The following is a 26,435-nucleotide window of genomic DNA, read 5'->3' on the forward strand; positions in this document are numbered from 1 at the left end:
TAATGAAGAAAGAGACAGGCCGTTATTGTCGCACGGCCCGCCTTTCCAGACAGAGATCAGCCGAGCTTGACCAGCTGCTTGCCGAAGTTACGGCCTTTCAACAGGCCGATGAAGGCTTCCGGCGCGCTGGCCAGGCCCTCGGCCACGGATTCGCGAAATTTCAGCTTGCCCGTCGCCACCAGGGTACCCAGTTCCGCCAGGCCTTGCGGCCAGAATTCCGGCTGCTCCGAGACGATGAAACCGCGCACGGTCAGGCGGTTGGTGAGGATGAAGCGCGCATTGTCGAGCGGCGTCGGCTCGCCGTTGTAACCGGCGATCCAGCCGCACACGGCCACGCGGCCAAACGCGTTGGTGCGGGCCAGGGCCGCGTCGAACACGGCGCCGCCCACGTTTTCAAAGATGGCGTCGATGCCGTCCAGCGTGGCCGCCGCCAGGTCGGCCGCCAGATTGCCCGCCTTGTAGTCGACGCAGGCATCGAAACCCAGCTCATCGACGACATACGCGCATTTCTCCGCCCCGCCTGCGATGCCGACGACCCTGCAACCCTTGAGTTTCGCCAGCTGGCCCACGACGCTGCCGACGGCGCCGCTGGCGGCCGACACGACCACCGTTTCGCCCGCTTTCGGCGCCATGATTTCGTTCAAGCCATACCAGGCCGTCATGCCCGGCATGCCGACGGCGCCCAGGTAGGCGGACGCGGGGATGTGCGTCGTATCGACCTTGCGCAGCATGGTGCCGTCCGATACGGCCACTTCCGTCCAGCCCAGGGTCCCCACCACCATGTCGCCTGCGGCGAACTTCGGATGCCTCGATTCCAGCACCACGCCCACCGTGCCGCCTATCATGGTTTCATCGAGCGCCTGCGGCGCCGCATAGCTTTTATTCGTGCTCATGCGCCCGCGCATGTAGGGATCGAGCGACAAGTACTGGTTGCGCACCAGCAACTGGCCATCCGTGATGGCGGGAATTTCCTTGATTTCCAGGCGGAAGTTATCCGGCTGCACTTCTCCCGTGGGGCGCGAGGCGAGGACGATGCGTTGGTAGCTGGTCATATGGGTTCCTGTTTGTGGGGTGAATTCAGAATTTAGCCCGTAACGCAAGAGCTGGGGTCAGACCCGGCGGGTCTGACCCCGGATTTACACTTCGTAGTCCATACATTGTCTGGCTTCCCGCACCGCCCCAAAAAACGGCTTGATCTTCACGTGCTCGGGATGGTTCTGGTAGGCATCGAGCGCTGCGCGGCTGGCAAACTCGCTGTACAGCACGATGTCGTAGGTGGCTTCCAGGCCCGGCTGGGCCACGGCGGCCTCGAATGTCACGATGCCGGGCACCAGATCCGAACAGGAATCGAGCAGGGCTTTCAGTTTCAGGGCATTCGTGGCGCGGTCGGCGCCTTCGGCGTGGTCTTTGAGTTTCCAGAAAACGATGTGCTTGATCATGGTGGCAGGCTGGTTGTTTATTAATGAAGCATTACTGTAACCGCTATCGGCGTGCCTTGCAGAAAGTGAGCTGCAAAAGAAAACGGGCGGCCCTGGAAGCCGCCCGAGGACTGGGTTGTATCTACATCACAGCACTTCGAACAGACCGGCCGCGCCCTGGCCGCCGCCGATGCACATGGTTACCACCACATATTTGACGCCGCGGCGCTTGCCTTCGATCAAGGCGTGGCCCGTCAGGCGCGCGCCCGACACGCCGTATGGGTGGCCGACGGCAATCGCGCCACCGTTCACGTTCAGGCGGTCCATGGGGATGCCCAGGGTGTCGGCGCAATACAGCACTTGCACGGCAAACGCTTCATTGAGTTCCCACAGGCCGATGTCGGCCACCGTCAAGCCCGCCTTTTTCAGCAGTTTCGGAATGGCAAACACGGGGCCGATGCCCATTTCATCAGGTTCGCAGCCGGCCACGGCAAAGCCGCGGAAGATGCCCAGCGGCTGCAAGCCTTTCGCTTCGGCCACCTTCGCGTTCATGACGATGGCCATAGCCGCGCCGTCGGAGAACTGGCTGGCGTTGCCGGCGCTGATGACGCCGCCCGGAATGGCCGGGCGAATCTTCGCCACGCCGTCGTAGGTCGTGTCCGCGCGGATGCCTTCGTCGGCGGCAATCGTCACTTCGCGCGACACCAGCATGCCGCTGGCCTTGTCGGCCACGCCCATGATGGTAGTCATCGGCACGATTTCCGCGTCGAACAGGCCGGCAGCCAGGGCGCTTGCTGCGCGCTGCTGGCTTTGCGCGCCATAGGCGTCCTGGCGCTCGCGCGAAATCTGGTAGCGCTTGGCCACGGTTTCCGCCGTCTGCAGCATGGGCCAGTACACTTCCGGCTTGTGCTGCTGCAGCCAGACCTCGCGGTACATATGCGTATTCATTTCATTTTGCACGCAGGAAATCGACTCCACCCCGCCCGCCGCATAGATATCGCCTTCGCCAGCGATGATGCGCTGCGCCGCCAGGGCGATGGCCTGCAAGCCCGAGGAACAGAAGCGGTTGACGGTCATGCCCGCCGTGGTGACGGGGCAGCCGCCGCGCAAGGCCACCTGGCGCGCGATATTGCCGCCCGTGGCGCCTTCGGGGAAGGCGCAGCCGACCAGCACGTCTTCCACTTCCTCCGCCTCGATGCGCGCGCGCTCGACGGCGGCCGCCAGCACATGGCCGCCCAGGGTGGCGCCATGCGTCATGTTGAACGCGCCCTTCCAGGACTTGGCCAGGCCCGTGCGGGCGGTCGATACGATGACGGCTTCATTCATGCTGTGTCTCCTTGTGGGAATGTTATGTGGTCAATGATGGTAGCTTGTAAGCAGAATAGCACATTTAAGTACGGTCGTTCGCAAAGTTCGGATGGCCGGCAATTTGTAAGCTTGGCGTAAGTTTCAAGCAAGCATGACGTAAGGTTCGGAGAACACACTCGCCCCAAGCTGTTGCAAGAATGGTCAAAAAGACCTCGGCACCAGTTCACTATAAAACATAGGGAGACAAACCATGGCATCATCATCCGGCCCGGCCGACGTACGGAAAATTTCCACCAAGGGTACGCCGATCACGCCCGAGGAACGCAAGGTCATCTTTGCGTCCTCCTTGGGCACCGTTTTTGAATGGTACGATTTTTACCTGTACGGTTCGCTAGCATCCATCATCGCCAAGCAATTCTTCATCGGCGACCCCACCACCACCTTCATTTTCGCGCTGCTGGCCTTTGCCGCCGGCTTCATCGTGCGTCCGTTCGGCGCGCTTGTCTTCGGCCGCCTGGGCGACATGATCGGCCGCAAGTACACCTTCCTGATCACGATTCTGATCATGGGCGGCTCCACCTTCATCGTCGGCTTGCTGCCGGGCCATGCGTCCATCGGCATCGCCGCACCGATCATCCTCGTCATCCTGCGCATCCTGCAAGGCCTGGCGCTGGGCGGCGAATACGGCGGCGCAGCCACCTACGTGGCAGAGCACGCCCCTGAAGGCAAGCGCGGCGCGTTCACGGCGTGGATACAAACGACGGCAACCTTGGGCTTCTTCCTGTCGCTGATGGTCATCCTGGGCACCCGCCTGGCGACCGGCGAGAAGGATTTCGAGGCCTGGGGCTGGCGCATTCCCTTCCTGGTCTCCGTGATCCTGCTGGGTATTTCCGTGTGGATCCGCCTGGCCATGAATGAGTCGCCGGCGTTTGCCAAGATGAAGGCCGAGGGCAAGACTTCGAAAGCCCCGCTGACGGAAGCGTTCGGCAAGTGGAAAAACCTGAAGATCGTCATCCTGGCCCTGATCGGCCTGACCGCCGGCCAGGCCGTCGTCTGGTACACGGGCCAGTTCTATGCCCTGTTCTTCATGATCCAGACCCTGAAAGTGGACCTGGCCACGGCCAACGTGCTCGTCGCCATCGCCCTGCTGCTGGCTACGCCGTTCTTCCTGTTCTTCGGCAGCCTGTCCGACCGCATCGGCCGCAAGTACATCATCCTCGGCGGCTGCCTGATCGCCGCGGCCACCTACTTCCCGATCTTCAACGGCCTGACCCACTTCGCCAATCCGCAGCTGGAAGCTGCACTGAAGAACTCGCCAGTGGTGGTGGTCGCCGATCCCGCGTCCTGCCACTTCCAGTTCAACATGACGGGCACGAAGAAGTTCCCATCGTCGTGCGACATCGCCACGGGCTTCCTGTCGAACAGCTCGGTGAACTACACGAAGGAAGACGCACCGGCCGGCTCAATCGCCAAGGTACGCATCGGCACGAAGGAATTCACGTCGTTTAACGCCGTCATGACGGCCGACGGCCTGAACTTCGATGCGGAAAGCAAGGCCCATGAAGCAGCGCTGAAGAAGGAAATCGGCGCCGGCATCAAGGAAGCGGGCTACCCTGCAAAAGCCGATCCGGACCAGATCAACAAGCCGATGGTCGTCTTGCTGCTGTTCATCCTGGTGCTGTACGTCACCATGGTGTATGGTCCGATCGCCGCCATGCTGGTGGAAATGTTCCCGACGCGTATCCGTTACACCTCGATGTCCCTGCCCTACCACATCGGTAACGGCTGGTTCGGCGGCTTGCTGCCGACCACGGCCTTCGCGCTGGTAGCCTTCAAGGGCGACATTTATTACGGCCTGTGGTATCCGATCGTCGTCGCTCTGGCGACTGTCGTGATCGGCACCCTGTTCGTCAAGGAAACCAAGGACAACAATATCTACGCCGACGATTGATCCGTTGCAAGCCCTGGCCGCAAGGCCGGGGCCCGCAAAGCAAAACGCCGCTGACTGGTCAGCGGCGTTTGTTTTTTAAGCAGCGTATGCGGCGCAGGCGGCGGCAGGCTTATTTGTCGCTCTTGCCCTTTTTTACCTGGTCGCGCTGCTGCACGTATTCCTGGTAGCTGGTCTGGTTGCGCTTGCGGCAGGCATTGCGGTCGTCGAAATTGTTCAGGCTATTGCAGTACTCGCCGATCTTGTCCCGGTTCGCGTCATACAGTACTTCGCAGCCGGTCATCGCCAGCAAGAAGGGAACGATCAGATATTTCATTGCTACTCTCATGGATAGGGACGGATTGCGCGAAAAAACACCAGATTGCCCGCCGGATAAGCGTGCAGCTTTATCTTAACGCGATCCTGGCGAAAAGTACAAGCGCTCGGTATTACTAAATAGAAAGGATTCCCGGCGCGCCGCGCGCCAGTGCAGCCACCTCATCGGCACCGGCACCCTCATTCAACAGCGGATTGCCCGCCGCAAACGCCGCCAGGTGCTCGAGCAGCACGCGCACGCGGGCCGGCAGGTAGCGCCGCTGCGTCCACACGGCATAGACGTGGCGCGGCTGCGGCATCCAGTCGGGCAGCACGCGCACCAGCGAACCGCGCGCCACCTCGTCGCGGCACTGCAAAAGCGGGCACAGCAGGATGCCGATGCCCGCGTCGGCCATTTCCACGGCCAGGCGCATTTCATTGACGCGCAGGCGCGCCTGCGGTTCGATCAGCATTTCGGCGCCGTCGCCGGGCCGCCGCAAGCGCCAGCTGCGCAGCGGTTCGGCCACGATCAGCTCGTGCTTTTCCAGTTCCTGCAAGTCGCGCGGCACGCCGGCGCGCGCCAGGTAGCCGGGCGCGGCCACCATCACCAGCGCGGCGCTGCCCAGACGGCGCTGCATCAGCGAAGAATCGTCGAGCGCGCCCACGCGGATGGCCAGGTCGGCGCCGCTGCCCACCAGGTCTTGCAGCAGGTTCGACAGTTCCAGCTCCAGGCGGATGTCCGGGTATTTCTGCATGAAACTGACCCAGGCGGGCGTCAGCAAGCCGCTGGCGAAGTTGACGGGCGCCAGCACGCGGATGCTGCCCGAGACGGCCGACAGGCTGGCGTCGAGCTGCTGCGTCGCCTGCCGCAAGGCGTGGACCAGGGGACGGCACTGCTCGTAGTATTGCCAGCCTTCCGCCGTCGGCTGCAAGCGGCGCGCGCTGCGGTTCAGCAAACGGTAGCCGAGCTGGCTTTCCAGCTTTTGCAGCCGGCGCGTGACGGTGGCGGCGGGCAAGTCTTCCTTGACGGCGGCCGCATGCAGGCTGCCCGCCTCCACGATGGCGACAAACAGGGCTAGGTCATCGAGCATGATTCGTCGAGCATGATTGCATTTTCGGAATTTGAAATTAAAAATATGGCTCTAGTATAGATTGCTGCAAGTCGTTACGCTGCATATCTTCACCATTTTGAAAGTGCCCCATGTCCGATGCCCTGCGTTTGCGCTGCGTATTTGCCTTCCTGATGTCGCTGCTCATGACCCTGCTGATGAGCGCCTGGGTCACCTGGCTCAATATCGGCCTGCAGGCGGACTTCCTGCCCCGCTGGCGCCATGCCTTCCTGGCCGCCTGGCCCGTGGCCTTCTGCGCCGTGATGCTGTTCGCGCCCCGCGTGCAGCTGATGAGCCGCGGCATCGTGGCGCGCCTCGCCAGCCGCCCTTAACCGGCAGTCGGCCGCCGCCGGTGTCACTCGGTCACTCCCGCCCACGGCCGCCCTGATCCGGGCTATGCTATGGCCGTCCTTGTTTTTACAGCGGAGTGCCCATGCTCGATCACGTCTCCCTCACCGTCAGCGACCTGGAACGCGCCGAGCGCTTCTACGACGCCATCTTCGCCGCGCTGGACGTGCCCAAGGTGGGCAGCGACCATGCCAACGCCTGGATAGGCTATGGCGAACGCAGCGATGCGGAGCACCCCGAACGCAGCTATTTTTCCGTGCGCCTGGGCCCCCACCCCGACGACGCGCCGCGCCGCCACTGCTGCTTCAAGGCCCCCTCGCGCGCGGCCGTGGAAGCGTTCTGGCAGGCCGGACTGGCGCATGGCGGCATCGACCTGGGCGCGCCCGGCCTGCGCCACTACCACGCCAGCTATTACGCGGCCTTTCTGTTCGATCCGGACGGCAACCGCATCGAAGCCGTCTGCCACCAGGCCGACGCCGGCTGACAGGCGGGGAAATCCGCTTCTGTTCGGCATTTCCACTTCTATATGGTTTTGCCTATAATGGCTGGCACGCCATACTGGTCCCCGGTCCCCGCATCAAGAAGGAGATTCATGCATCATCTATTCGTCGGCCGCCCCGCGCGCACCATGCTCCTCTCCAGCGCCGGCCTGCTGCTGGCAGGCTGTTTTTCCGGCTGCTCCCTGTTGCCATCGACCCCGGCCACGCCAGGCGTGCCCGCCACGGCCGCCCTGCCCGACGCCAGCATCGCGTATACCCTGAGCGGCCAGGGCGGATTGCCCGTCGTGTTCCAGTCGGCCATGGGCGACGGCAAGGATGTATGGGCCAAGGTGGTGCCCGAAGTGGCCCGGCAGCACCGCGTGCTCGTCTACGACCGTCCCGGCTACGGCGACAGCCAGAAGTCCAGCACGCCGCGCGATCCCTGCACCATCGCCGCCCAGCAGCGCGCCCTGCTGGCGCAAGCGGGCCTGAAGCCGCCGTATGTGCTGGTCGGCCACGGCTTGGGCGGACTGTACCAGTATGTGTATGCCAGGCTGTACCCGCAGGACGTGGCCGGCCTGGTCCTGCTCGACCCCACGCACCCGCAGCAGTGGAACCGCCTGCAGACGGACGCGTCCACCTACGCCATGCTCGTGAAGACGCGGCGCAAACTCATGTTCAACAGTACGGAATCGGCCGAATTCGATGCCCAGACGCAATGCCTGCAGCACGTCGACATGAACAGCCCGCTGCGCGTGCCCGCCATGCTGCTGGTGCGCGACAAGTTCGGCATCGAGGAAATGGGCTCGTTCGAGAACGTCGTGCGGGCCCAGGAAAAGGATTGGCAGCGCCTGTCCGGCGCGCCGGCCATCGAGCGCATCACGGGCGCCGGCTACTACATCCAGAAAGACAACCCCGTCATCGTCAACGAGGCGGTCAAGATGGTGGCGAAGAAGAAGTAAACATGCTTGCTGGCGTCCGTGGTGGTGTCGGATTACGCGGCGTGCGCCGCTAATCCGACCTACCCGGCTCTTCAGCCCTCGTAGAGGCGCAGGTCGGATTAGCGTGGCAAAGCCGCGCGTAATCCGACAATATTGTTGGCGTCGGCTTAGCTATTGAAACCCTTGCCCTCGCCCGCCAGTTTCACCAGCAGGGGCGCCGGCGTCCACGCTTCGCCGTGGCGGCCTTTCGCGTAGCCATTGATGGTATCGAGCACGTTCGGCAAGCCCACCGTGTCCGCGTAGAACATGGGGCCGCCGCGGAACAGCGGGAAGCCGTAGCCCGTCAGATACACCATGTCGATATCCGAGGCGCGCAGGGCGATGCCCTCTTCCAGGATGCGCGCACCTTCGTTGACCAGCGCATACACGAGGCGTTCGACGATTTCCTGATCGCTGATCTTGCGCCGCGCCACGCCGATGTCGGCGCAATGCTGAACGATCATCGCGTTGACCTGTTCCGACGGATACGCCTTGCGGTCGCCCGCCTTGTAGTCATACCAGCCGGCGCCCGTCTTCTGGCCGTAGCGCCCCAATTCGCACAGCAGGTCGGCCGTCTTCGAATACGTGACGTCCGGCTTTTCCACGTAGCGGCGCTTGCGGATGGCCCAGCCGATGTCGTTGCCGGCCAGGTCGCCCATGCGGAACGGCCCCATGGCAAAACCGAACTTCTCGACGGCCTTGTCGACCTGCTCCGGCAAGCAGCCTTCCTCCAGCAGGAAACCGGCTTGCCGGCTGTACTGCTCGATCATGCGGTTGCCGATGAAACCGTCGCACACGCCCGAGACGACGCCCGTCTTCTTCAGCTTTTTCGACAGCGCCAGCGCCGTGGCCAGCACGTCCTTGCCCGTTTCCTTGCCGCGAACGATTTCCAGCAGTTTCATGACGTTCGCGGGGCTGAAGAAATGCGTGCCGATCACGTCTTGCGGACGCTGCGTGAACGCGGCGATCTTGTCCAGGTCCAAAGTGGACGTGTTCGAGGCGAGGATGGCGCCCAGCTTCATGACGGCGTCGAGCTGTTTGAACACGGTTTCCTTCACGCCCAGCTCTTCGAAGACGGCTTCGATGACGATGTCCGCCTGCGCGATGTCGGCATACGCCAACGTGCCGGAAACGAGCGCGATGCGCTGCTCGGCCTTCTCTTGCGTCAGCTTGCCCTTCTTCACCGTATTTTCATAATTCTTGCGGATCGTGGCCAGGCCCTTGTCCAGCGCTTCCTGCTTCGTTTCCAGCAGCAGCACGGGGATGCCCGCGTTGGCGAAATTCATGGCGATGCCGCCGCCCATGGTGCCGGCGCCCACGATGGCCGCCTTGGCGATCGCGCGCACGGGCGTGTCGGACGGCACGTCGGGCACCTTGCTGGCGATCCTCTCGGCAAAGAAGGCGTGGCGCAGGGCTTTCGATTCCGGCGACTGCACCAGCTGCATGAACAGTTCGCGCTCGTACTTCAAGCCGTCGTCAAATTTCATCGTCACGGCCGCCGCCACGGCGTCGACGCATTTCAGCGGCGCGGGAAACGGGCCGGACATGGCTTTGACGGTATTGCGCGAAAACTGCAGGAACGCTTCATGGTTCGGGTAATCGACCTTGCGCTCGCGCACTTTCGGCAGCGGGCGCACGTCGGCTATCTTCGTCGCGAAGGCCACGGCGGCGGCCAGCAAGTCGGCGCCGGGAGCGATGACTTCATCGAACAGGGCCGTGCCAGCCAGTTTTTCGGACGCGACGGGCGTGCCCGAGACGATCATGTTGAGGGCCATTTCCAGGCCCAGCACCCTGGGCAGGCGCTGCGTGCCGCCCGCGCCCGGCAAGATGCCCAGCTTGACTTCAGGCAGGGCCATCTGCGCGCCGGGCGCGGCCACACGGTAGTTGCAGCCCAGCGCCAGCTCCAGGCCGCCACCCATGCAGACGCTGTGGATGGCCGCCACGACGGGCTTGGTCGACTGTTCGACGACGTTGATCAAGGTGTGCAGGGTCGGTTCCGTGAGCGCCTTGGGCGAATTGAATTCCTTGATATCGGCGCCACCGGAGAATGCCTTGCCGGCGCCCGTGATGACGATGGCTTTGACGGCCTCATCCGCCAGCGCCTGGCGGATGCCGGCCACGGCGGCCGTGCGCGTCGCCAGGCCCAGGCCATTGACGGGCGGATTGGCGAGGGTAATGACGGCAACGGCGCCGTTCACTTGATATTCAGCACTCATGTCTCTTCCTTATTGATTTTGCTCAGCGATGAGGTGGTTGCAAGGGATGAAGCTTCACTATACCGCATAAAAGAACGCTCGTATTATTTTTGTCGCGCGCGCGCGGCCGCCAGCATGGTACGCCATGGTACAACATCGTTTGCGGAAAGATTCTGCTGCAAGCAGCAGGCTGCGGTAGAAGCTATCACTTGGATATTCATTTAAATAATAAAACAGCAATATTAATAACGGCGTTTTATTCTGCGAAAGAAGGCGTTTTTTATATACCGGCATGGGCCAATTGCGACAATTTTTACATTATTTATTCCCGCCCCTTGTTTTTCGCCGGACGCTGGGGAATAATAAAATTATTGATTCAAATCAATACTCTACAATTTATCGACTATAAGGCAAACCGCAGGGTAAACACTGGCGGCCGTTCGTCGCGCACATTCTCACCGATTATCACCAAAGGCCGGCCGCTGCAATAACATCCCTGTCCGATATAAATAGCAGAAAAAATAATAACAGCAGCCTATCGCCCCCATTCCTCTTCTCACCCCGAAGGAAATACTATGGACGCAGCCAGCCATGTCAGCCACTCCCAGGATCTGGACTTACAAGCGATAAATACTGCATTGAACCGTGTCCAGGCCGTCATCGAATTCGAACTCGACGGCACCATCCTGCATGCGAATGACAATTTCCTGCGCGTCGTCGGCTATACCCTGGCCGAAGTGCAAGGCAAGCACCATGCCATCTTCTGCGACCCCGAGTATGTGAAAACGGCCGAATACGCCGACTTCTGGGCCAAGCTGGGACGCGGCGAGTTCGACCATGGCGAATACAAGCGCCGCGCCAAGGATGGGCGCGAAGTGTGGATCAACGCGTCCTACAACCCCATCCTCGACGCGGACGGCAAGCCGTATAAAGTCATCAAGTTTGCCACCGACATCACGGCCAGCAAGCGCCGCAACGCCGATTACGAAGGCAAGATCGACGCCATCAGCAAGGCCCAGGCCGTAATCGAGTTCCGGCTCGACGGCACCATCCTCGACGCCAACGACAATTTCCTCAAGTCCGTCGGCTATACGCTCGATGAGATCAAGGGCAAGCACCACCGCATGTTTTGCCTGCCCGAGTACGCCAAGAGCGAGGAATACGCGCAGTTCTGGCAGAAGCTGGGACAAGGCCAGTTCGACTCGGGCGAATACAAGCGCGTTACCAAGGACGGCCGCGAAATCTGGCTCAATGCCTCGTACAACCCCATTTTCGACGCGGAAGGCCGGCCCTTCAAGGTGGTCAAGTTCGCCAGCGACGTGACGGCCCTGAAAAAGCGCAATGCCGAATACGAAGGCAAGGTCAGCGCCATCGGCAAGGCGCAGGCCGTGATCGAATTCGACATGCAGGGCAATGTACTGGACGCTAACGACAATTTCCTCGCCGTCATGGACTACGACTTGAGCGATATCCAGGGCGAGCACCACCGCATGTTCTGCGAACCCGAGTATGCCAGCAGCGCCGAGTACAAGAAATTCTGGCAAAAGCTCAACCGGGGCGAATTCGACGCGGGCCGCTACAAGCGCCTGGGCAACCATGGCAAGGTGGTCTGGATACAGGCGACCTACAATCCCATCCTGGACCTGAACGGCAAGCCATATAAAGTGGTCAAGTTCGCCATCGACATCACGGACCAGGTGAACCTGGAAAACAGCATCCAGGCCAAGGCCGCCAGCGACAGCCGCAAGGTCGACGCCCTGCTCGGCTCGGTGGCGCGCGCGGCGCAAGGCGACCTGACCTGCAATATCGTGCCCGAAGGCGACGAGCCGATCGACCTGCTGGCCGGCGGCATCAGCAAGATGATCGTCGACTTGCGCGGCGTGATCGGCAACGTGGTGTCGGCCGCGAACGGCTTTGCCGACGCCTCGCACGCGATCGCCGAACGGGCCACGGGCGTGGCCGTGGGCACGCAGGCGCTGGGCGCCACGGTGGAAGAAATGAACGCGTCCATCGACGGTTTGACGTTCTCCATCAATTCCATCGCGGAAAACACCTCGAATGCCGATTCCCTGGCGAAAGCCACGCAGCAGGAAGCGGAAGCGGGCGCGCGCGCCGTCGCCAAGTCGATCGAGGCGATGGACCTGATCAACCGCTCGTCGGAAGACATCGGCGAAATTGTCAAGGTCATCAGCGAGATCGCCAACCAGACGAACATGCTGGCCTTCAACGCGGCCATCGAGGCGGCGCGCGCGGGTGAGCACGGCCTGGGCTTTTCCGTCGTCGCCGACGAGGTGCGCAAGCTGGCCGAGCGCTCCTCGCAAGCCACCAAGGAAATCTCCAAGCTGATCAACGAGTCCGTCAAGCGCGTCTCGACGGGCAGCGAGATTTCGCGCCAGGCCAGCGATGCCTTCGACAAGATCGTCTCGGGCGTGGCCAAGACCACGCTGGCCATTTCCGATATCTCGAAGGCGGCCAACGAGCAGCTGCTGACGGCGCGCGAAGTGTCGACGGCGATCCAGTACATCGCCGAGGAAACGGAAAAGTCGGCCGCCAACTGCGACAGCATCGCCCGTTCGACGGATGGCTTGAACGAGCGCGCGGGCAGCCTGAACCAGACTGTCTCCGGCTTCGTGGTGTAGGCCATGAGCCACGCGGCCACCTTGACGCCCGAAGTGCTGACGAACCTGATCGCGCTGGTGCGCCAGCATACGGGCATCGCCATGACCGCGCGCAAGAGTGTCTTGCTGGAACGGCGCTTGCAGCCACGGCTGCGGGCGCTGTCCCTGCACAGCTACCAGGCTTATCTGGACCGGGTGGCCAGCGACCGCGACGAGGTGGCCCATTTCATCGACCTGGTGACCACCAACGATACCCTGTTCTTCCGCACGCCGCAGGTCTGGGATTACTTCCGCGACCGCTACCTGCCCGCCTGGGCGCGCGCCCATCCCGATGGCTGCCTGAGCATCTGGTCGGCCGCGGCCGCCAGCGGCGAGGAGCTGTATTCGATCGCCATGCTGTGCGAGCAATTCAGGCTGCAAGCGCCCGCTTTCCGCTACCAGATCCTGGCCAGCGACATTTCGCAGCAGATCCTCGGTGCGGCGCGGGCCGGCCAGTACAGCGGGCGCTCCGTCGAGCGCATCCGCTTGTCGCACCCGGACTTGCTGCGCAGATATTTCACACCCTCGCCGTATGGCGTCAAGGTCAACGAAGAGCTGCGGCAACACGTCAGCTTTGCCCAGCATAACCTGCTCGAAGCACTGCGCCCGGCGCGGCAGTTCGACCTCGTGTTCCTGCGCAATGTACTGATTTATTTCGATGCCGAGCATCAGGAAACCGTGCTGCGCCAGGCGCGCCTGAGCCTCAAGGATGAGGGCCGGCTGATCCTGGGCGAGTCGGAAACCATCGCCCGCCTCGGCACCGGCTATCAATTCGAATTTCCCATGATTTACAAGGCGGGTAGCGCATGAGCATCATCATCGAACATGGCCTGCCGCCGCACCATGTTGGTATGGGGCAACTTAGCGTGGGCACGCATGGCGAGCAGCTGCAAGCGCTGCTCGGCTCCTGCATCGGTATCGGCTTCATCTGGAAGAATGGCCCCTGCTGCGGCCTGGCCCACTGTCTGCTGCCGGAGGCGCCCGGGGCCGAGCATGCCCTTGGCGCGCGCTATGTCAGCCAGGCCGTACCCTCGCTGCTGCGCCTGATGGGCGTGCGCCAGGCCGATTATGCCGATATCGAGGTGGTGCTGGCGGGCGGCGCCAGCATGTTCGGCCCCGCCCACGTCCATGGCCGCCTGCAGGTGGGCCGGCAAAACGCGGAAGCTGCGCAAAAATACCTGCACCAGTGCGGCTTGCACGTCAGTTTTTGCGCGCTGGGCGGGCGCCACGGGCGCCAGCTGCTGATCGATTGCGCCCGGCACAGCTACGCCGTCACCGATGTGGTGGCGCCACCCGAATTGATTCCACGCAAGGAAGGCGCATATGGATATGCATGAAGCGACGGGTTTGCAGGCGCAGGGCACAAGCGATACGGCCACCGAACTGTTCGGTTCATTCCACCTGGGCGACGATGAATTCGCCCTGCCCGCCAGCTGCATCCGCGAAGTGGTCAATTATCCCGCGAAAGTCACAGCCCTGCCCCTGTCGCCCGCGTATCTGGAAGGCATGTTCACCTTGCGCGGCAGCGTCATTCCGGTGGTCAACCTGGGCCGCTTGTTCCGCGCCGACGCGCCGCGCGCCGTCGCCACCGACAAGATCGCCATCCTCGACTTCCAGCAAGTGCTGATCGGCATCGTCTTTCAGGATACGGGCGAAATCCTGCGCGTGCCCGCCAGCGCGCGCAGCGCCCTGCAGTATGCGGCCGGCGACAGCCACGCCGTCATCGCCGGCACGATTTTGCTCGACGGCGGCGCGCGCCTGCTGCAGATACTCGACCCGCACGCCCTGCTGCGCATCGAAAACGTGCCCCATGTGCTGGCCCTGCAGGCGACGGGCGCCAAGCTGAGCACGGCCCGCTACCATGCGCAAAGCGAACGCCGGCAGTGTGTCAGCTTCCATGCGGCCGGCGCCACGTTCGCCTTCGAAATGCTGGCCATCCAGGAAATCATCAAGGTGCCGGAACTGCACAGCTCCCTGCTGAATAGCGAGCTGTGCCTTGGCCGCATGCATTTTCGCGGCAACCAGGTGGCCGTCGTCGACTTCGGCACCCTGCTGCAAGCGGCAGGGTCCGGCACGGCGGCCAAGGAAACCACGCCGGACCAGCGCGTCATCGTCGTGCGCCTGAATGACACGACCGTGGGCTTCCTCGTCGACTCCGTCGACAGCATCGTGCATTTCTTTGGCGACGAAGTGCTGCCGATTCCCCTGCTGAGCAAGGCGCGCGCCGCCATGTTTGCCGGCTGCATCACGAAAGAGGGCTTGGGCGACATCATTTTCCTGAACCACAAGGAAATCCTGTCGCAAGCGGAGATCGTCGAGATGCGCGACGGCCACGCGCGCCTGTACCCGGCCGATACGGAAACGGCCGGCGCCGCCACGCACAAGGCGCAGCGCCGCGTCTACATCACGTTTACGGTGGAAACCCGCTTCGCCGTGGAAATCGGGCAAGTGCGCGAAATCATCGATTTCAGCCACGCCATCACGACGCCGCCGGGCATGCCGCCCTGCATGCGCGGCATGCTCAACTTGCGCCAGCAAATGATCAGCATCATCGACTTGCGCCAGCTGTACGCGATGCCGCCCTTGCCGGACGCCAGCAGCGGCAAGATCCTGATCGTGGAACGGGGTGCCGAGCGCTATGGCTTCCTCGTCGACCACGTCGACAACATCATGACCATTTCCGACAGCCAGCGCTTTGCGGCGCCGCAAATCATCCGCACGGGAGAACATGACGACTTGCGCAGCGAAATGGATGAAATGATCGATATCGGCACGGATGCGCAGCGCCAGACCCTGTCCGTCTTCCAGTGCGATCATCTGCTGGAAAAGCTGGGAACGGCGCTGCCGCGAGCGGCCTAGGCTGCCTTACATCCCCGGCAGCCGGTGCCCCTTGAACTGCTCGCGCAGCTTGTTCTTCTGGATCTTGCCCGTGGCGCCCATGGGCAAGGCGTCGATGAACAGCACGTCGTCGGGCGTCCACCACTTGGCGATCTTGCCCTCGAAAAATTGCAGCAAGGCGTCGCGCGTGACCTCCATGCCGGGACGCAGCACCACCACCAGCACGGGACGCTCGTCCCATTTCGGGTGGAACACGCCGATGCAGGCCGCCTGCAGCACGGCCGGGTGCGCCATGGCCAGGTTTTCCAGGTCGATGGTGCCGATCCACTCGCCGCCCGACTTGATCACGTCCTTGCTGCGGTCCGTGATCTGCATGTAGCCGTCCGCGTCGATGGTGGCCACGTCGCCCGTGGGGAACCAGCCATCCTGCAGCACCTCGCCGCCCTCGTTCTTGTAGTACGAGGAGATGATCCACGGCCCCTTCACCAGCAAATGGCCGTACGCCACGCCATCCCACGGCAATTCCTTGCCATCGTCGTCGACGATCTTCATGTCCACGCCGTAGATGGCATGGCCCTGCTTTTGCAGGATCTTGCGCTGCTCGGTCTTCGGCAAGTCCAGGTGCTTGGTCTGCAAGCCACCGGCCGTGCCCAGCGGCGACATTTCCGTCATGCCCCAGGCGTGGATGACCTCGATGTCGAACTTGTCGATCAGGGTATCCATCATGGCCGGCGGGCACGCCGCGCCGCCGATCACCGTGCGGCGGAAGGTGGAGAATGTCAAGTCATTCTGCAGCGCATGGTTCAGCAAACCCAACCAGACGGTGGGCACGCCGGCCGAGAACGTCACTTTTTCCGCCTCGAACAATTCGTACAGCGACTTGCCGTCCAGCGCTGCGCCGGGAAACACCATGCGCGCGCCGGACAGGGGCACGGAATACGGCAAGCCCCAGGCATTCACGTGGAACATGGGTACGACGGGCAGCACCGTGTCCGAGGCGCGCACGTTCAGGGCGCTGGGCATGGCCGACGCATACGCGTGCAGCACGGTCGAACGGTGCGAATACAGGGCGCCCTTGGGATTGCCCGTGGTGCCCGACGTGTAGCACAGGGTGGCGGCCGCGTTCTCGTCGAACAATGGCCATGCATAGTCGTCCGAATGCGTGGCGATCAGGTCTTCATAGCACAGCAGGTCGGGGATGGTGCTGCTGGCGGGCATGCGCTCGCGGTCGCACATCAGCACGAAATGGCGGACAAAGGTGCAGTCGGCGGCGATTTTCTCCACCACGGGGAGGAAGGTCAGGTCGAACAGCAAGACCTGGTCTTGCGCGTGGTTCGAGATGTAGGCGATCTGGTCGGGAAACAGGCGCGGATTGATGGTGTGCAAGACGGCACCCGAGCCGGACACGGCATAGTAGGCTTCCAGGTGGCGATAACCATTCCAGGCCAGGGTGGCGACCCGGTCGCCCATGCCGACGCCGAGGCCATGCAGGGCATTGGCCAGCCGGCGCGCGCGCTGGTGGCAATCGCGGTAGGTGTAGCGGTGCATATCGCCTTCCACCCGCCGCGAAATGATTTCACTGCCGCCATAATGACGCGCTGCAAACTCGATAATGCTGGAAATCAGCAGGGGCTGATTCATCATCTGGCCCATCACTGGACTCAAGGGAAATGCCGACATCGTGTCTCCTGGGGTGGATACTCGGTTATTGTTGGAATTTAAAGATTTTTCCTAGTTTCGTACGGTCGTGCGGAAATCGTCAACGCATTTCGATATTGCATTGCAGCATGGAATTTTTGATTCCGTTTTTCACCCTGTCCAGGCCCGCCACGGCAGGCCCGAAGGCGCCCGCCGCACGCCCTGGCGCCGTGCGGTAAAATCGCATTCCAGGCTGGCGCTTCCCGCCGCCACATCTTATTTGAATGGAACTGCCATCACCGCTCATACCTTACCACTGGATAACGGCTTTGCGGCCCTGCCGCCCGCGTTCTATACGCGCCTGATGCCTACGCCCCTGCCCTCGCCCTACTTTGTCGCCGCCAGCGCACCGGCTGCCAGCCTGGTGGGCCTTGATGCGGCGCGCCTTGCCGAGCCCGACTACGTGGCGCTGCTGGCCGGCAATGCCGTGGCCGAGCGCTCGCAGCCCCTGTCGGCCGTGTATTCGGGCCATCAGTTCGGCGTCTGGGCCGGCCAGCTGGGCGACGGCCGCGCCATCCTGCTGGGCGATATCGCCACGGCAAGCGGTCCGATGGAACTGCAGCTGAAAGGTGCTGGCGCCACGCCGTATTCGCGCATGGGGGACGGGCGTGCCGTGCTGCGTTCGTCCATCCGCGAATTCCTGTGCTCGGAAGCCATGGCGGCGCTGGGCATTCCCACCTCGCGCGCGCTCTCCATCATGGGTTCGCAGCAAGGCATCATGCGCGAAACGGTGGAAACGGCGGCCGTCGTCACACGCATGGCGCCCACGTTTGTGCGCTTCGGCTCGTTCGAGCACTGGTTTTACCGCAAGAAGCCGGAAGAACTGAAAATCCTCGCCGATTACGTCATCGACGGTTTTTATCCCGATTTGCGCGCCGCAGCAAATCCATACCAGGCCTTGCTGGCCGAAGTGTGCGTGCGCACGGCGCACATGATCGCGCAGTGGCAAGCCGTCGGCTTCATGCATGGCGTCATGAATACGGACAATATGTCGATCCTGGGCCTGACGCTCGATTACGGCCCGTTCGGCTTCATGGAAGCGTTTGACGCCGAACACATCTGCAACCATACGGACCAGCAGGGCCGCTATTCCTACGCCAACCAGCCGCAGGTGGGCCACTGGAACTGCTACGCGCTGGGCCAGGCCCTGCTGCCGCTGATCGGCGAAGTGGAACTGGCGCAGGCGGCGCTGGACAGCTACCAACCCGCCTTCGCCGAGAAGATGAATAGCTTGCTGCGCGCCAAGCTGGGCTTGCAAACGAGCCAGGACGACGATACGGCCCTGTTCGACAACATGTTTGCGCTGATGCAAGCCAATCACGTGGATTTCACCAACTTCTTCCGCGCCTTGGCTACACTGCAGGTGGCGGCGCCCGAACATGACACCATGCTGCGCGACATGTTCATCGACCGCCCCGCCTTCGATGCGTGGGCGGCGACGTACCGGGCGCGCCTGTTGCTGGAGAATAGCATCGATGCCGAACGGCAAGCGGCCATGGACGGCGTCAACCCGAAATACGTGCTGCGCAACTACCTGGCGCAAGTGGCCATCGAGAAAGCCCAGCAGCAGGACTACACGGAAGTGGCGACATTGCTGGAAGTTTTGCAAAAGCCATTTGACGAACAGCCCGAACACCAGCACTATGCGGCCCTGCCGCCCGACTGGGCCAGCCACCTTGAAGTCAGCTGCTCATCCTAAGGAGTCATTATGACCACCAATAAAGTCAAGAAAACCGACGCCGAATGGCGCGCCATGCTCGATTCGATGCAATACGAAGTCACGCGCCACGCGGCCACGGAACGCGCCTTCACGGGCAAGTTCTGGGACCACCATGAACACGGCATCTACACCTGCGTCTGCTGCAACACGCCCCTGTTCGCGTCGGACACCAAGTTCGACTCGGGCTGCGGCTGGCCCAGCTACTTCCAGGCACTGGACCCGGCCAACGTGACGGAAATCACCGACCGCAGCCACGGCATGCTGCGCACGGAAATCGTCTGCGCCGTCTGCGACGCCCACCTGGGCCACGTCTTCCCGGACGGCCCGCCGCCGACCGGCTTGCGCTATTGCATCAATTCGGCCTCCTTGCGCTTCGATCCGCAGCCGTGAGACACAGGATCGCCTGGGAGCAACTCGGTTGCTCCTAAGCCATTCCTAAGATGATTTTAATAAGACCAGTGTAAAGTCTCGCCATGAAATTTCTATTCGACCTCTTCCCCCTGATCGCCTTCTTCGCCGCCTTCAAATTGGGCGGCATGTATGAAGCGGCCACGCACGATTTCGTGCAGCAATATTTGTCCGGCTTCGTGTCAGGCGGCCTGATCAAGGCTGACCAGGCGCCGTGGATACTCGCCACCCTCGTCGGCATCGTCGCCACCGCCTGCCAGGTCAGCTATCTGCTGCTGCGCAAGCGCAAGGTGGACGGCATGCTGTGGCTGTCGTTGTTCATCTTTGTCGTGTTCGGCGGCGCCAGCATCTACCTGCATGACGATTTCTTCCTGAAATGGAAGCCGACCCTGATCTACTGGCTGTCCGGTCTGGCCCTGCTGATCGCCCACGTGGGTTTCAAGAAAAACCTGATCCGCAAGACCATGGAAGCGCAAGTGCAATTGCCCGATGCCGTATGGAACCAGCTGCTGGCCGCCTGGATCATCTTCTTCGGCGCCATCGGCGCGCTGAACCTGTTTGTCGCCTTCGTGCTGTACAAGGGCGACATGGCCGCCTGGGTCAGTTTTAAAGCGTTTGGCGCGACGGGCATCTTCTTTGCCTTCATCGTGGCGCAAACCCTGTTCCTGGCCAAACATATCAAGGAAGACGCATGATGCATACCACCACCGAGAATACCTCGCCGGAAACGCGCATGCAGCGCATCCGTACCCGCCTGGAAACGGCACTTTCCCCTCTGGAATGCGTACTGGAAGACGACTCGGCGCGCCACCGGGGCCATGCGGGCGCCGCCTCGGGCGGAGGCCATTACAATCTGCGCATTATTTCTAGCCGATTTGAGGGGCTCAGGCTCGTCATGCGCCATCGACTGGTGTATGATTCCGTGCACGATATGATGCATAATGAGATACATGCATTGGCGATTGTGGCCCTGGCGCCGTCCGAAGTAGTGTAAGGATGGCGTTTTGGCGTACCCGAGCCATGTGATGGATTTCTTCCCATGCGTTTTTTACGAAACTTTCCCTAACAGGATTTAATAATGACTTTTAAGCCAGCCCGCTTGCTGATCGCACTACTCGCCGTTGTCGCGGTACCTGTTTTTGCGCAAAATGTTGCCGTTGTTAATGGCAAGCCTATCCCATCGTCGCGCGTTGATGCAGTCGTCAAGCAAGTCGTCGCCCAAGGCCAGCAACCGGATTCGCCGCAATTGCGCGAAATGATCAAGAAGGACTTGATCGGCCGTGAAGTGCTGATGCAAGAAGCGGAAAACAAAGGTTTCGGTAAAGATGCAGCCGTCAAGCAGCAAATCGAGAACGCGCGCCAGGCCATCGTCATCAACGCCCTGGTCGGCGACTACCTGAAAAAGAACCCCGTCAACGACGCTGAAATCAAGGCCGAGTACGACCGCTTCGTGGCACAGACGGGCGACAAGGAATACCACGTGCGCCACATCCTGGTGGCCACCGAAGCGGAAGCGAAAGACATCATCGCCAAGCTGAAAGGCGGCGCCAAGTTCGAAGACCTGGCCAAGCAATCGAAAGATGCGGGCTCGGCCGACAACGGCGGCGACCTGGACTGGGCAGCCCCATCGTCGTTCCCGAAAGTGTTCTCGGACGCCTTCGTGAAACTGCAAAAAGGCCAGGTCACGGAAACGCCGGTGCAAACGCCTAACGGTTTCCACGTGATCAAGCTGGACGACACCCGCGCGGCAAAACTGCCGACCCTGGAAGAAGTCAAGCCACAGATCGCCGAAGCGCTGCAGCAAAAGAAATTGCAAGCGTATCAGGAAGAAATGATCAAAAAAGCGAAAGTTCAGTAAGAACTGACCTCCCCGGCGCCCTTTTCGGCGCCGGTCGTGTATTCTGCGCCTGAATGCGCACTGCGCGACATTCGCGCATATCGATTTTTAGTATATTTATTAGGAATGAACATGATTTTGAAGCCAGCCCGCCTGATCTTAGCCCTGGTCGCCGTCGTTGCGATCCCTGCGTTCGCGCAAAACGTCGCCACCGTGAATGGCAAGGCCATCCCATCGTCGCGCGTCGACCAGGTCGTCAAGCAAGTCGTCGCCCAAGGCAAGCAAGCCGATTCGCCGCAACTGCGCGAAGCCATCAAGAAAGACCTGATCGGCCGCGAAGTGCTGATCCAGGAAGCCGACAAGCAAGGCTACGGCACGCGTCCGGAAGTCAAGTCGCAGATCGACAATGCCCGTCAAAGCATCATCATCAACGCCCTGCTGGCCGACTACGTCAAGAAGAACCCTGTCAAGGACGCTGAAATCAAGGCCGAATACGACAAGTTCAAGGCCCAGGCCGGCGACAAGGAATACCACGCACGCCACATCCTGGTGGCCACCGAAGCGGAAGCGAAAGACATCATCGCCAAGCTGAAAGGCGGCGCCAAGTTCGAAGAACTGGCGAAAGTATCGAAAGACGGTTCCGCAGCCAATGGCGGCGACCTGGACTGGGCCAGCCCGGCTTCCTACGTGAAGCCATTCTCCGACGCCATGGTGGCCCTGAAACCAGGCCAGGTCACGCAAACGCCCGTGCAGTCGCAATTCGGCTTCCACGTGATCAAGCTGGAAGAAACCCGTCCGACGAAGCTGCCGGCACTGGACGAAGTCAAGGGCCAGGTAGCTGAGTCGCTGCAACAGAAAAAACTGGCCGCCTACCGCGATGAGTTGATGAAAAAAGCCAAAATCCAATAAAAACGCCTGATATAAGCTACTGCGCGTCGCGCTTTGCGGCCTGCGATGCTCACCGTACCTTTGTACGGTTGCGCTTCTCGGCCACAAATCGCTGCCGCTCGCTACGCTTCTATCAGCCGTTTGGCTAGCTGGACAAGAGCGCTCCCTGGAGCGCTTTTTTTACGCCTGGAGATGCCATGAATCTACATGCAGAATTGAAAGCCGCACTGGAGGCGGCCGCCGAACCGGGCCGTGCGGCGCCCATGCAGGCGTATATGCGCGACCAGTTCATATTCCTGGGCGTGGGCGCGCCGCAGCGGCGGATGGCCGCCAGGGACTTGCTGGCGGGCCTGAAGGGCATCGATGCCGATACGCTGCTGGCACATGCGCAACTGCTGTGGCAGCAGCCCGAACGCGAGTACCAGCACGTGGCGCTCGACATGCTGGCCTTGCACCGGCGGCAACTGGGCGCCGAACACCTCCCCGCCCTGCTCGGCCTGGCGCGCCAGCGCGCGTGGTGGGACAGCGTCGACGGCATGGCGGGCATCGTGGGCGACGTGCTGCAGGCGGAGCACCAGCGCGGCGGCGATGGCCACGCGCACATGGATGGCGCCTTGCGGCACGCGGATTTCTGGCTGCGCCGCATCGCCATGCTGCACCAGCTGGGCTGGCGCGCCGACACGGATGCCGGCTGGCTGTTCGGCGCGGCGCTGGCGCTGGCGCACGAAGACGAGTTTTTCATCCGCAAGGCCATCGGCTGGGCCCTGCGCGATTACGCGCGCCACGCACCCGAGGCCGTGACGGCGTTTGCCTGCGGGCACCGCCAGCAACTATCGCCGCTCAGCTACCGCGAAGCACTGAAGCATCAGCCACCTTGAACGACTGGCCGCCCAGCAATCGCAGCGCCGCGTCGATGCGCGGTGCCGCATCCCAGGCCGGCACGGGCGCCAGCAAGCCCAGCGCCATCTGCCGCAGCGGCTCGGCGATCACCATCGCCAGCAGCAAGCCAGCCAACTCTGGCCCATTCTGCAACGCCAGGTGGCCGCGCGCGGCCTGGCGCTGCAACCACTCGGTCAGCAAGGCCGTGCCCCGCTCGATGCCGTTGCGCTGATACACGGCCAGCAAGTCCGCCCGGGCGGGAAACTCCGTGCACAGCAGGCGGAACAGGCCCACGGCGTCCGCCGTCAACACGCGCGCCGCCATCGCCTGCAATATCTCTTTTAGTAATGGCAGCACTTCACCGGGCGCGGCCGCATCGTGCGCCATCGCCGGTAAAAAGGCGTCCGTCCAGCCGCGCACCACCAGCGCCACGAGTTCCTCGCGGTTGGCCGCATACTGATACAGCGACTTCTTTGCCATGCCCGCATGGCGCGCCACCGCTTCCATGGTCGTGGCGGCATAACCTTCATTCAACAGCAGCCAGGTGGCCGCCTGCACGGCCGCATCGCGCGCCTCCTCGGGCGGACGCGCCGGACGGCCCCGTCCACGCACAGCCTTGCTCTCTGCCTTGCTCCCTTCTTCCTGCATGCCGGCTCCAAGTTTGATCGATGGACAATTTTACACTGAAACACATTTAGGAAACGATACATGTTTCTTTAATATATAATTGGCTCACCCCAACAAAGGAGAACGACATGACGAGCTACACGCACAATGCATTCCCATGGAGCATTACCAGCACGGGCGACTTGCTCGACCCGTTTCCCCTGCACCTGGAAACGGGCATCACGCGCCTCGACGATGGCTGCCTGCTGGTGGCGGCGCGCACCGAGCTGCACGGCTGCAGCGGGCGCATGCTGGACTGGTGGTTTACCTTTTTCGAGACGACGCAGCACATCAAGTGGTGGCATCCGCACGACCACGTGGCCCATCACGGCTGGAACAATGCATGGAAAAAGGGAGAAAGCTATTACGGCGCCTCGATCGAGGCGGTGGAGTCGCTGGGCGATATTCCGCCCGTGAAAGCCAAGCTGAAGTTCCATGATCCGAAGGAAGTCTTTGACCCGGTGCAGCTGCGGCAGGCAAGGGACAGCGGCGCCCTGTCGGCCGCCGTCTGCGCCCGCATCGGCTTTGGCGATTACGTCGTGCTCGATCCGTACGGCGATCCGCTCGATGGCGAAATGCTGCACCTGACGCGCGATACGCCGACGGGCTGCGTGCTGCGCAGCCGCTTCTTGCTGGGCCGCAACAGCCTCAATCCCGTGCGCGACGTGCCCGACGTGCTGGGCCTGAATTTGCTGCGCCATTGCTACAGCGAATTTACCTATCTGTCGCGCTTTTTGCCGTCGCTGTACTACGGCGAGCACGCCAACGGAGAAAAGGCGCCGCTGCCCTGGTAGGCGGCCTTACAGCCGCTTGTGCATGCGCGCCAGCGGCAGTTGTATTTCGCCCGGCAAGTCCAGGTGAAAATCTTCCGTCACGGCAAAGCCGCTGGCCAGGTACAGCGGCACACCCGGCAAGGTGGCGGCCAGTTCCAGTGCCGTAAAACCGGCGGCCCGCGCCTGCCGTTCGCAATGGCGCATCAGCATGCTGCCCAGGCCCTGGCGCGCCGCGGCCGGTTCCACGAAGAAGGCGCGGATGCGGCCCGGCTGGCTGGCCGGGTCGAGCAGCGGGTCCGGCCCGCTCTTGGCGCGGTCGGCGCCATACAGGGTGGCGCGCCGGCTCCAGCCGCCGCAGGCCAGCATGGCGCCATCGCGTTCGATGACGAAATACGTGCGGTCGGCAACGAGCTGCGTATCGACGCCGAACACGTGGCGCGTCACGGCCTCGGCCTGTTCCGGCGTATAGAATCCCGCGCTCAGCGCCACCCCGGAACGGGCGATCAGCGCATTCATGGCGGGCACATCGGCCGGCAGCGCCACACGCAGGCAGGTCGAGGCGCCAAAGCTGAACCAGGCACGGCGGATGCGTCCCTGCTCCACCTCGTAGGTGGCCACTAATTCCTGCGCGGAAACACCGTCCGGCGTGTCGCCATGGACGATTTCATGGTCGATCACCAGCTTGCCGCAGGCGATACGGTTGAGCAACTGCGCCTGCGGCTGGCTGGCGGCGAAACGGGCCGTGAAGCGGGGGCCGATCTGCGCGCTGCCCGTGGCCAGCAAGGTATCGGGGTGCTGGAATTGCTGTGCGTCATCAGCATAGATGGCCAGCAAGGCCGCCACGTCGTGGGCATTGTAGGCGTCCAGTTGGGCCTGGACCACCGCCGTGGGCGAAATGCGTGTATCGTTGGCAAGCGCCATGCGTGTACCTGTTGTGGAGTCGATAGAAAGTTGCAAAGGGTAACATTGTCGCCCCTGTCGCGGCGTGGTTTACTGCGATAATAACAAGATTCGTCGCAAGAAGCATATTCAGGCGTCATCCATCAACCGTAGAGCGCAATCGCACAAGCACAGCAGGAGTAGATATCATGAAATGGGAAGGCAATCGCGAAAGCGACAATGTGGAAGACCGCCGTGGCGAAGACGGCGGCGGGGGCGGCGGTGGGGGCGGCTTCGGTTTTGGCGGGCGCTCGATCGGCATCGGCACCATCGTCATCGCCCTCGTCGGCTCGTATGTGCTGGGCGTCAATCCCCTGACCCTGCTCAACCTGCTCAGCGGCGGTGGCGGCGGCCAGATCAGTACCCAGCAAAGCCAGTCACCCGCGCGCCAGCCGCCCGAATCGGACGAGATGGCCCGCTTCGTGAAAACCGTGCTGGCCGATACGGAAGACACCTGGGGCGCCCTGTTCAAGGCCGAAGGCGGCAGCTATGTAAAACCCACGCTGGTGCTGTTTTCCGGCAGCACGCCGACGGCGTGCGGCACGGGCCAGAGCGCCAGCGGGCCCTTCTATTGCCCCGGCGACCAGAAAGTCTACCTGGACCTCGATTTCTTCAAGCTGATGCAGCAGCGCTTCAAGGTCTCGGGCGAATTCGCGGAAGCGTATGTGATCGCCCATGAAGTGGGCCACCACGTGCAGAACCTGCTGGGCTTGTCCGAGAAGGTCGACAAGGCGCGCCGCACGCAATCGGAGCGCCAGGCCAACGCCATGTCCGTGCGCCTGGAATTGCAGGCCGACTGCTTTGCCGGCGTGTGGGCATTCCACGCCAACCAGGACCGCAAGATCCTGGAACAGGGCGACGTGGAAGCGGCCCTGAAAGCGGCCACGGCCATCGGCGACGATGCGCTGCAGCGCCAGTCGCAAGGCCATGTCGTGCCCGACTCGTTTACGCATGGCACCTCGGAACAGCGCGTGCGCTGGTTCAGCAAGGGCATCGAAAGCGGCCAGATTGCCCAGTGCAATACGTTTGAGGCGCGCCAGCTGTAAGCATGGC

General features: G+C 62.4%; 26 protein-coding genes. 17 read left to right on the forward strand and 9 right to left on the reverse strand.

Annotated elements, in window-relative coordinates:
* Window positions 1-56: 56 nt before the first annotated feature.
* From AC07VH_RS03095 to AC07VH_RS03105, 3 genes are all read right to left on the reverse strand, one after another.
* Complete coding sequence (locus AC07VH_RS03095; RefSeq protein ID WP_494786739.1) at window positions 57-1,052, reverse strand: NADP-dependent oxidoreductase; 996 nt, start codon at window positions 1,050-1,052, stop codon at window positions 57-59.
* An 84-nt stretch (window positions 1,053-1,136) separates the two neighbouring features.
* Window positions 1,137-1,439, reverse strand: coding sequence for a Dabb family protein (locus AC07VH_RS03100; protein ID WP_475414356.1), 303 nt, complete (start codon window positions 1,437-1,439; stop codon window positions 1,137-1,139).
* Window positions 1,440-1,565: 126 nt separating this feature from the next.
* Window positions 1,566-2,744 carry an acetyl-CoA C-acyltransferase gene (locus AC07VH_RS03105; RefSeq protein WP_494786740.1) on the reverse strand — a complete coding sequence of 393 codons (1,179 nt, stop codon included), beginning with the start codon at window positions 2,742-2,744 and terminating at the stop codon, window positions 1,566-1,568.
* A 232-nt stretch (window positions 2,745-2,976) separates the two neighbouring features.
* Between AC07VH_RS03105 and AC07VH_RS03110 the strand changes: the two genes are divergently transcribed.
* Window positions 2,977-4,677, forward strand: coding sequence for an MFS transporter (locus AC07VH_RS03110; protein WP_489627221.1), 1,701 nt, complete (start codon window positions 2,977-2,979; stop codon window positions 4,675-4,677).
* A gap of 109 nt (window positions 4,678-4,786) precedes the next feature.
* Here AC07VH_RS03110 and AC07VH_RS03115 read toward each other — a convergent pair whose 3' ends face one another.
* Together AC07VH_RS03115 and AC07VH_RS03120 are read right to left on the reverse strand one after the other, a co-directional pair.
* On the reverse strand, window positions 4,787-4,990 hold the full coding sequence (locus AC07VH_RS03115) for a hypothetical protein (protein WP_475414353.1): 204 nt from the start codon (window positions 4,988-4,990) through the stop codon (window positions 4,787-4,789).
* Window positions 4,991-5,105: 115 nt separating this feature from the next.
* Window positions 5,106-6,059, reverse strand: a complete 954-nt coding sequence (locus AC07VH_RS03120) for a LysR family transcriptional regulator (protein WP_489627220.1) — start codon at window positions 6,057-6,059, stop codon at window positions 5,106-5,108.
* A 110-nt stretch (window positions 6,060-6,169) separates the two neighbouring features.
* On the opposite strand from AC07VH_RS03120, the gene AC07VH_RS03125 reads away from it, so the two are divergent.
* The 3 genes from AC07VH_RS03125 to AC07VH_RS03135 all read left to right on the forward strand — a co-directional run bounded on the left by AC07VH_RS03125 (window position 6,170) and on the right by AC07VH_RS03135 (window position 7,866).
* Window positions 6,170-6,409, forward strand: a complete 240-nt coding sequence (locus AC07VH_RS03125; RefSeq protein WP_494786741.1) for a DUF2798 domain-containing protein — start codon at window positions 6,170-6,172, stop codon at window positions 6,407-6,409.
* Window positions 6,410-6,510: 101 nt separating this feature from the next.
* Entirely contained in the window at window positions 6,511-6,909 is a 399-nt protein-coding gene (locus AC07VH_RS03130; protein WP_494786742.1) for a VOC family protein, read from the forward strand.
* Window positions 6,910-7,017: 108 nt separating this feature from the next.
* On the forward strand, window positions 7,018-7,866 hold the full coding sequence (locus AC07VH_RS03135; protein WP_494786743.1) for an alpha/beta fold hydrolase: 849 nt from the start codon (window positions 7,018-7,020) through the stop codon (window positions 7,864-7,866).
* 146 nt (window positions 7,867-8,012) lie between these two features.
* Here the strand turns inward: AC07VH_RS03135 and AC07VH_RS03140 are convergent, their stop codons facing one another.
* On the reverse strand, window positions 8,013-10,100 hold the full coding sequence (locus tag AC07VH_RS03140) for a 3-hydroxyacyl-CoA dehydrogenase NAD-binding domain-containing protein (protein ID WP_494786744.1): 2,088 nt from the start codon (window positions 10,098-10,100) through the stop codon (window positions 8,013-8,015).
* A 554-nt stretch (window positions 10,101-10,654) separates the two neighbouring features.
* Here AC07VH_RS03140 and AC07VH_RS03145 point away from each other — a divergent pair.
* The 4 genes from AC07VH_RS03145 to AC07VH_RS03160 are packed head-to-tail and all read left to right on the forward strand — an operon-like array spanning window position 10,655 to window position 15,595.
* Entirely contained in the window at window positions 10,655-12,718 is a 2,064-nt protein-coding gene (locus tag AC07VH_RS03145) for a methyl-accepting chemotaxis protein (protein WP_494786746.1), read from the forward strand.
* 3 nt (window positions 12,719-12,721) lie between these two features.
* Complete coding sequence (locus AC07VH_RS03150; RefSeq protein WP_489627215.1) at window positions 12,722-13,546, forward strand: CheR family methyltransferase; 825 nt, start codon at window positions 12,722-12,724, stop codon at window positions 13,544-13,546.
* Window positions 13,543-14,073 carry a chemotaxis protein CheD gene (locus AC07VH_RS03155; RefSeq protein WP_494786747.1) on the forward strand — a complete coding sequence of 177 codons (531 nt, stop codon included), beginning with the start codon at window positions 13,543-13,545 and terminating at the stop codon, window positions 14,071-14,073. Before AC07VH_RS03150 ends, AC07VH_RS03155 begins: the two co-directional genes overlap by 4 nt.
* Window positions 14,060-15,595 (forward strand): chemotaxis protein CheW, encoded by a 1,536-nt coding sequence (locus tag AC07VH_RS03160; protein ID WP_494786748.1) that lies wholly within the window; start codon window positions 14,060-14,062, stop codon window positions 15,593-15,595. Before AC07VH_RS03155 ends, AC07VH_RS03160 begins: the two co-directional genes overlap by 14 nt.
* 6 nt (window positions 15,596-15,601) lie before the next feature.
* On the opposite strand, the gene AC07VH_RS03165 is transcribed toward AC07VH_RS03160, so the two are convergent.
* Window positions 15,602-17,254, reverse strand: coding sequence for a 3-(methylthio)propionyl-CoA ligase (locus tag AC07VH_RS03165; RefSeq protein WP_489627212.1), 1,653 nt, complete (start codon window positions 17,252-17,254; stop codon window positions 15,602-15,604).
* A gap of 211 nt (window positions 17,255-17,465) precedes the next feature.
* On the opposite strand from AC07VH_RS03165, the gene AC07VH_RS03170 reads away from it, so the two are divergent.
* From AC07VH_RS03170 to AC07VH_RS03200, 7 genes are all read left to right on the forward strand, one after another.
* Window positions 17,466-18,971 (forward strand): protein adenylyltransferase SelO, encoded by a 1,506-nt coding sequence (locus tag AC07VH_RS03170; protein WP_494787110.1) that lies wholly within the window; start codon window positions 17,466-17,468, stop codon window positions 18,969-18,971.
* A 9-nt stretch (window positions 18,972-18,980) separates the two neighbouring features.
* Complete coding sequence (gene msrB, locus AC07VH_RS03175; protein WP_070288499.1) at window positions 18,981-19,382, forward strand: peptide-methionine (R)-S-oxide reductase MsrB; 402 nt, start codon at window positions 18,981-18,983, stop codon at window positions 19,380-19,382.
* Between the two features lie 83 nt (window positions 19,383-19,465).
* The gene (locus tag AC07VH_RS03180) at window positions 19,466-20,095 is read left to right on the forward strand and encodes a septation protein A (RefSeq protein WP_489627211.1); all 630 of its coding nucleotides are present in this window, start codon (window positions 19,466-19,468) and stop codon (window positions 20,093-20,095) included.
* Window positions 20,092-20,394: a BolA family protein gene (locus AC07VH_RS03185; protein WP_475414341.1), complete on the forward strand. Its 303-nt coding sequence runs from the start codon at window positions 20,092-20,094 to the stop codon at window positions 20,392-20,394. The genes AC07VH_RS03180 and AC07VH_RS03185 overlap by 4 nt, the downstream gene beginning before the upstream one ends.
* An 84-nt stretch (window positions 20,395-20,478) precedes the next feature.
* Entirely contained in the window at window positions 20,479-21,258 is a 780-nt protein-coding gene (locus tag AC07VH_RS03190) for a peptidylprolyl isomerase (protein ID WP_475414340.1), read from the forward strand.
* 111 nt (window positions 21,259-21,369) lie between these two features.
* Complete coding sequence (locus tag AC07VH_RS03195; RefSeq protein ID WP_436474411.1) at window positions 21,370-22,146, forward strand: peptidylprolyl isomerase; 777 nt, start codon at window positions 21,370-21,372, stop codon at window positions 22,144-22,146.
* Between the two features lie 176 nt (window positions 22,147-22,322).
* Window positions 22,323-23,003 carry a DNA alkylation repair protein gene (locus AC07VH_RS03200; protein WP_494786749.1) on the forward strand — a complete coding sequence of 227 codons (681 nt, stop codon included), beginning with the start codon at window positions 22,323-22,325 and terminating at the stop codon, window positions 23,001-23,003.
* On the opposite strand, the gene AC07VH_RS03205 is transcribed toward AC07VH_RS03200, so the two are convergent.
* The gene (locus tag AC07VH_RS03205; protein ID WP_489627209.1) at window positions 22,966-23,652 is read right to left on the reverse strand and encodes a TetR/AcrR family transcriptional regulator; all 687 of its coding nucleotides are present in this window, start codon (window positions 23,650-23,652) and stop codon (window positions 22,966-22,968) included. The two genes, AC07VH_RS03200 and AC07VH_RS03205, sit on opposite strands and share 38 nt — an antisense overlap.
* Before the next feature lie 107 nt (window positions 23,653-23,759).
* Here AC07VH_RS03205 and AC07VH_RS03210 point away from each other — a divergent pair, with 107 nt between their 5' ends.
* Window positions 23,760-24,464, forward strand: coding sequence for a DAPG hydrolase family protein (locus AC07VH_RS03210; RefSeq protein WP_489627208.1), 705 nt, complete (start codon window positions 23,760-23,762; stop codon window positions 24,462-24,464).
* A gap of 6 nt (window positions 24,465-24,470) precedes the next feature.
* Here AC07VH_RS03210 and AC07VH_RS03215 read toward each other — a convergent pair whose 3' ends face one another.
* Window positions 24,471-25,364 carry a GNAT family N-acetyltransferase gene (locus AC07VH_RS03215; RefSeq protein WP_489627207.1) on the reverse strand — a complete coding sequence of 298 codons (894 nt, stop codon included), beginning with the start codon at window positions 25,362-25,364 and terminating at the stop codon, window positions 24,471-24,473.
* Between the two features lie 167 nt (window positions 25,365-25,531).
* On the opposite strand from AC07VH_RS03215, the gene ypfJ reads away from it, so the two are divergent.
* Window positions 25,532-26,428, forward strand: a complete 897-nt coding sequence (gene ypfJ / locus AC07VH_RS03220) for a KPN_02809 family neutral zinc metallopeptidase (RefSeq protein ID WP_475414335.1) — start codon at window positions 25,532-25,534, stop codon at window positions 26,426-26,428.
* Window positions 26,429-26,435: the final 7 nt, after the last annotated feature.

Source organism: Janthinobacterium sp. GW821-FHT03C10, assembly GCF_059420865.1.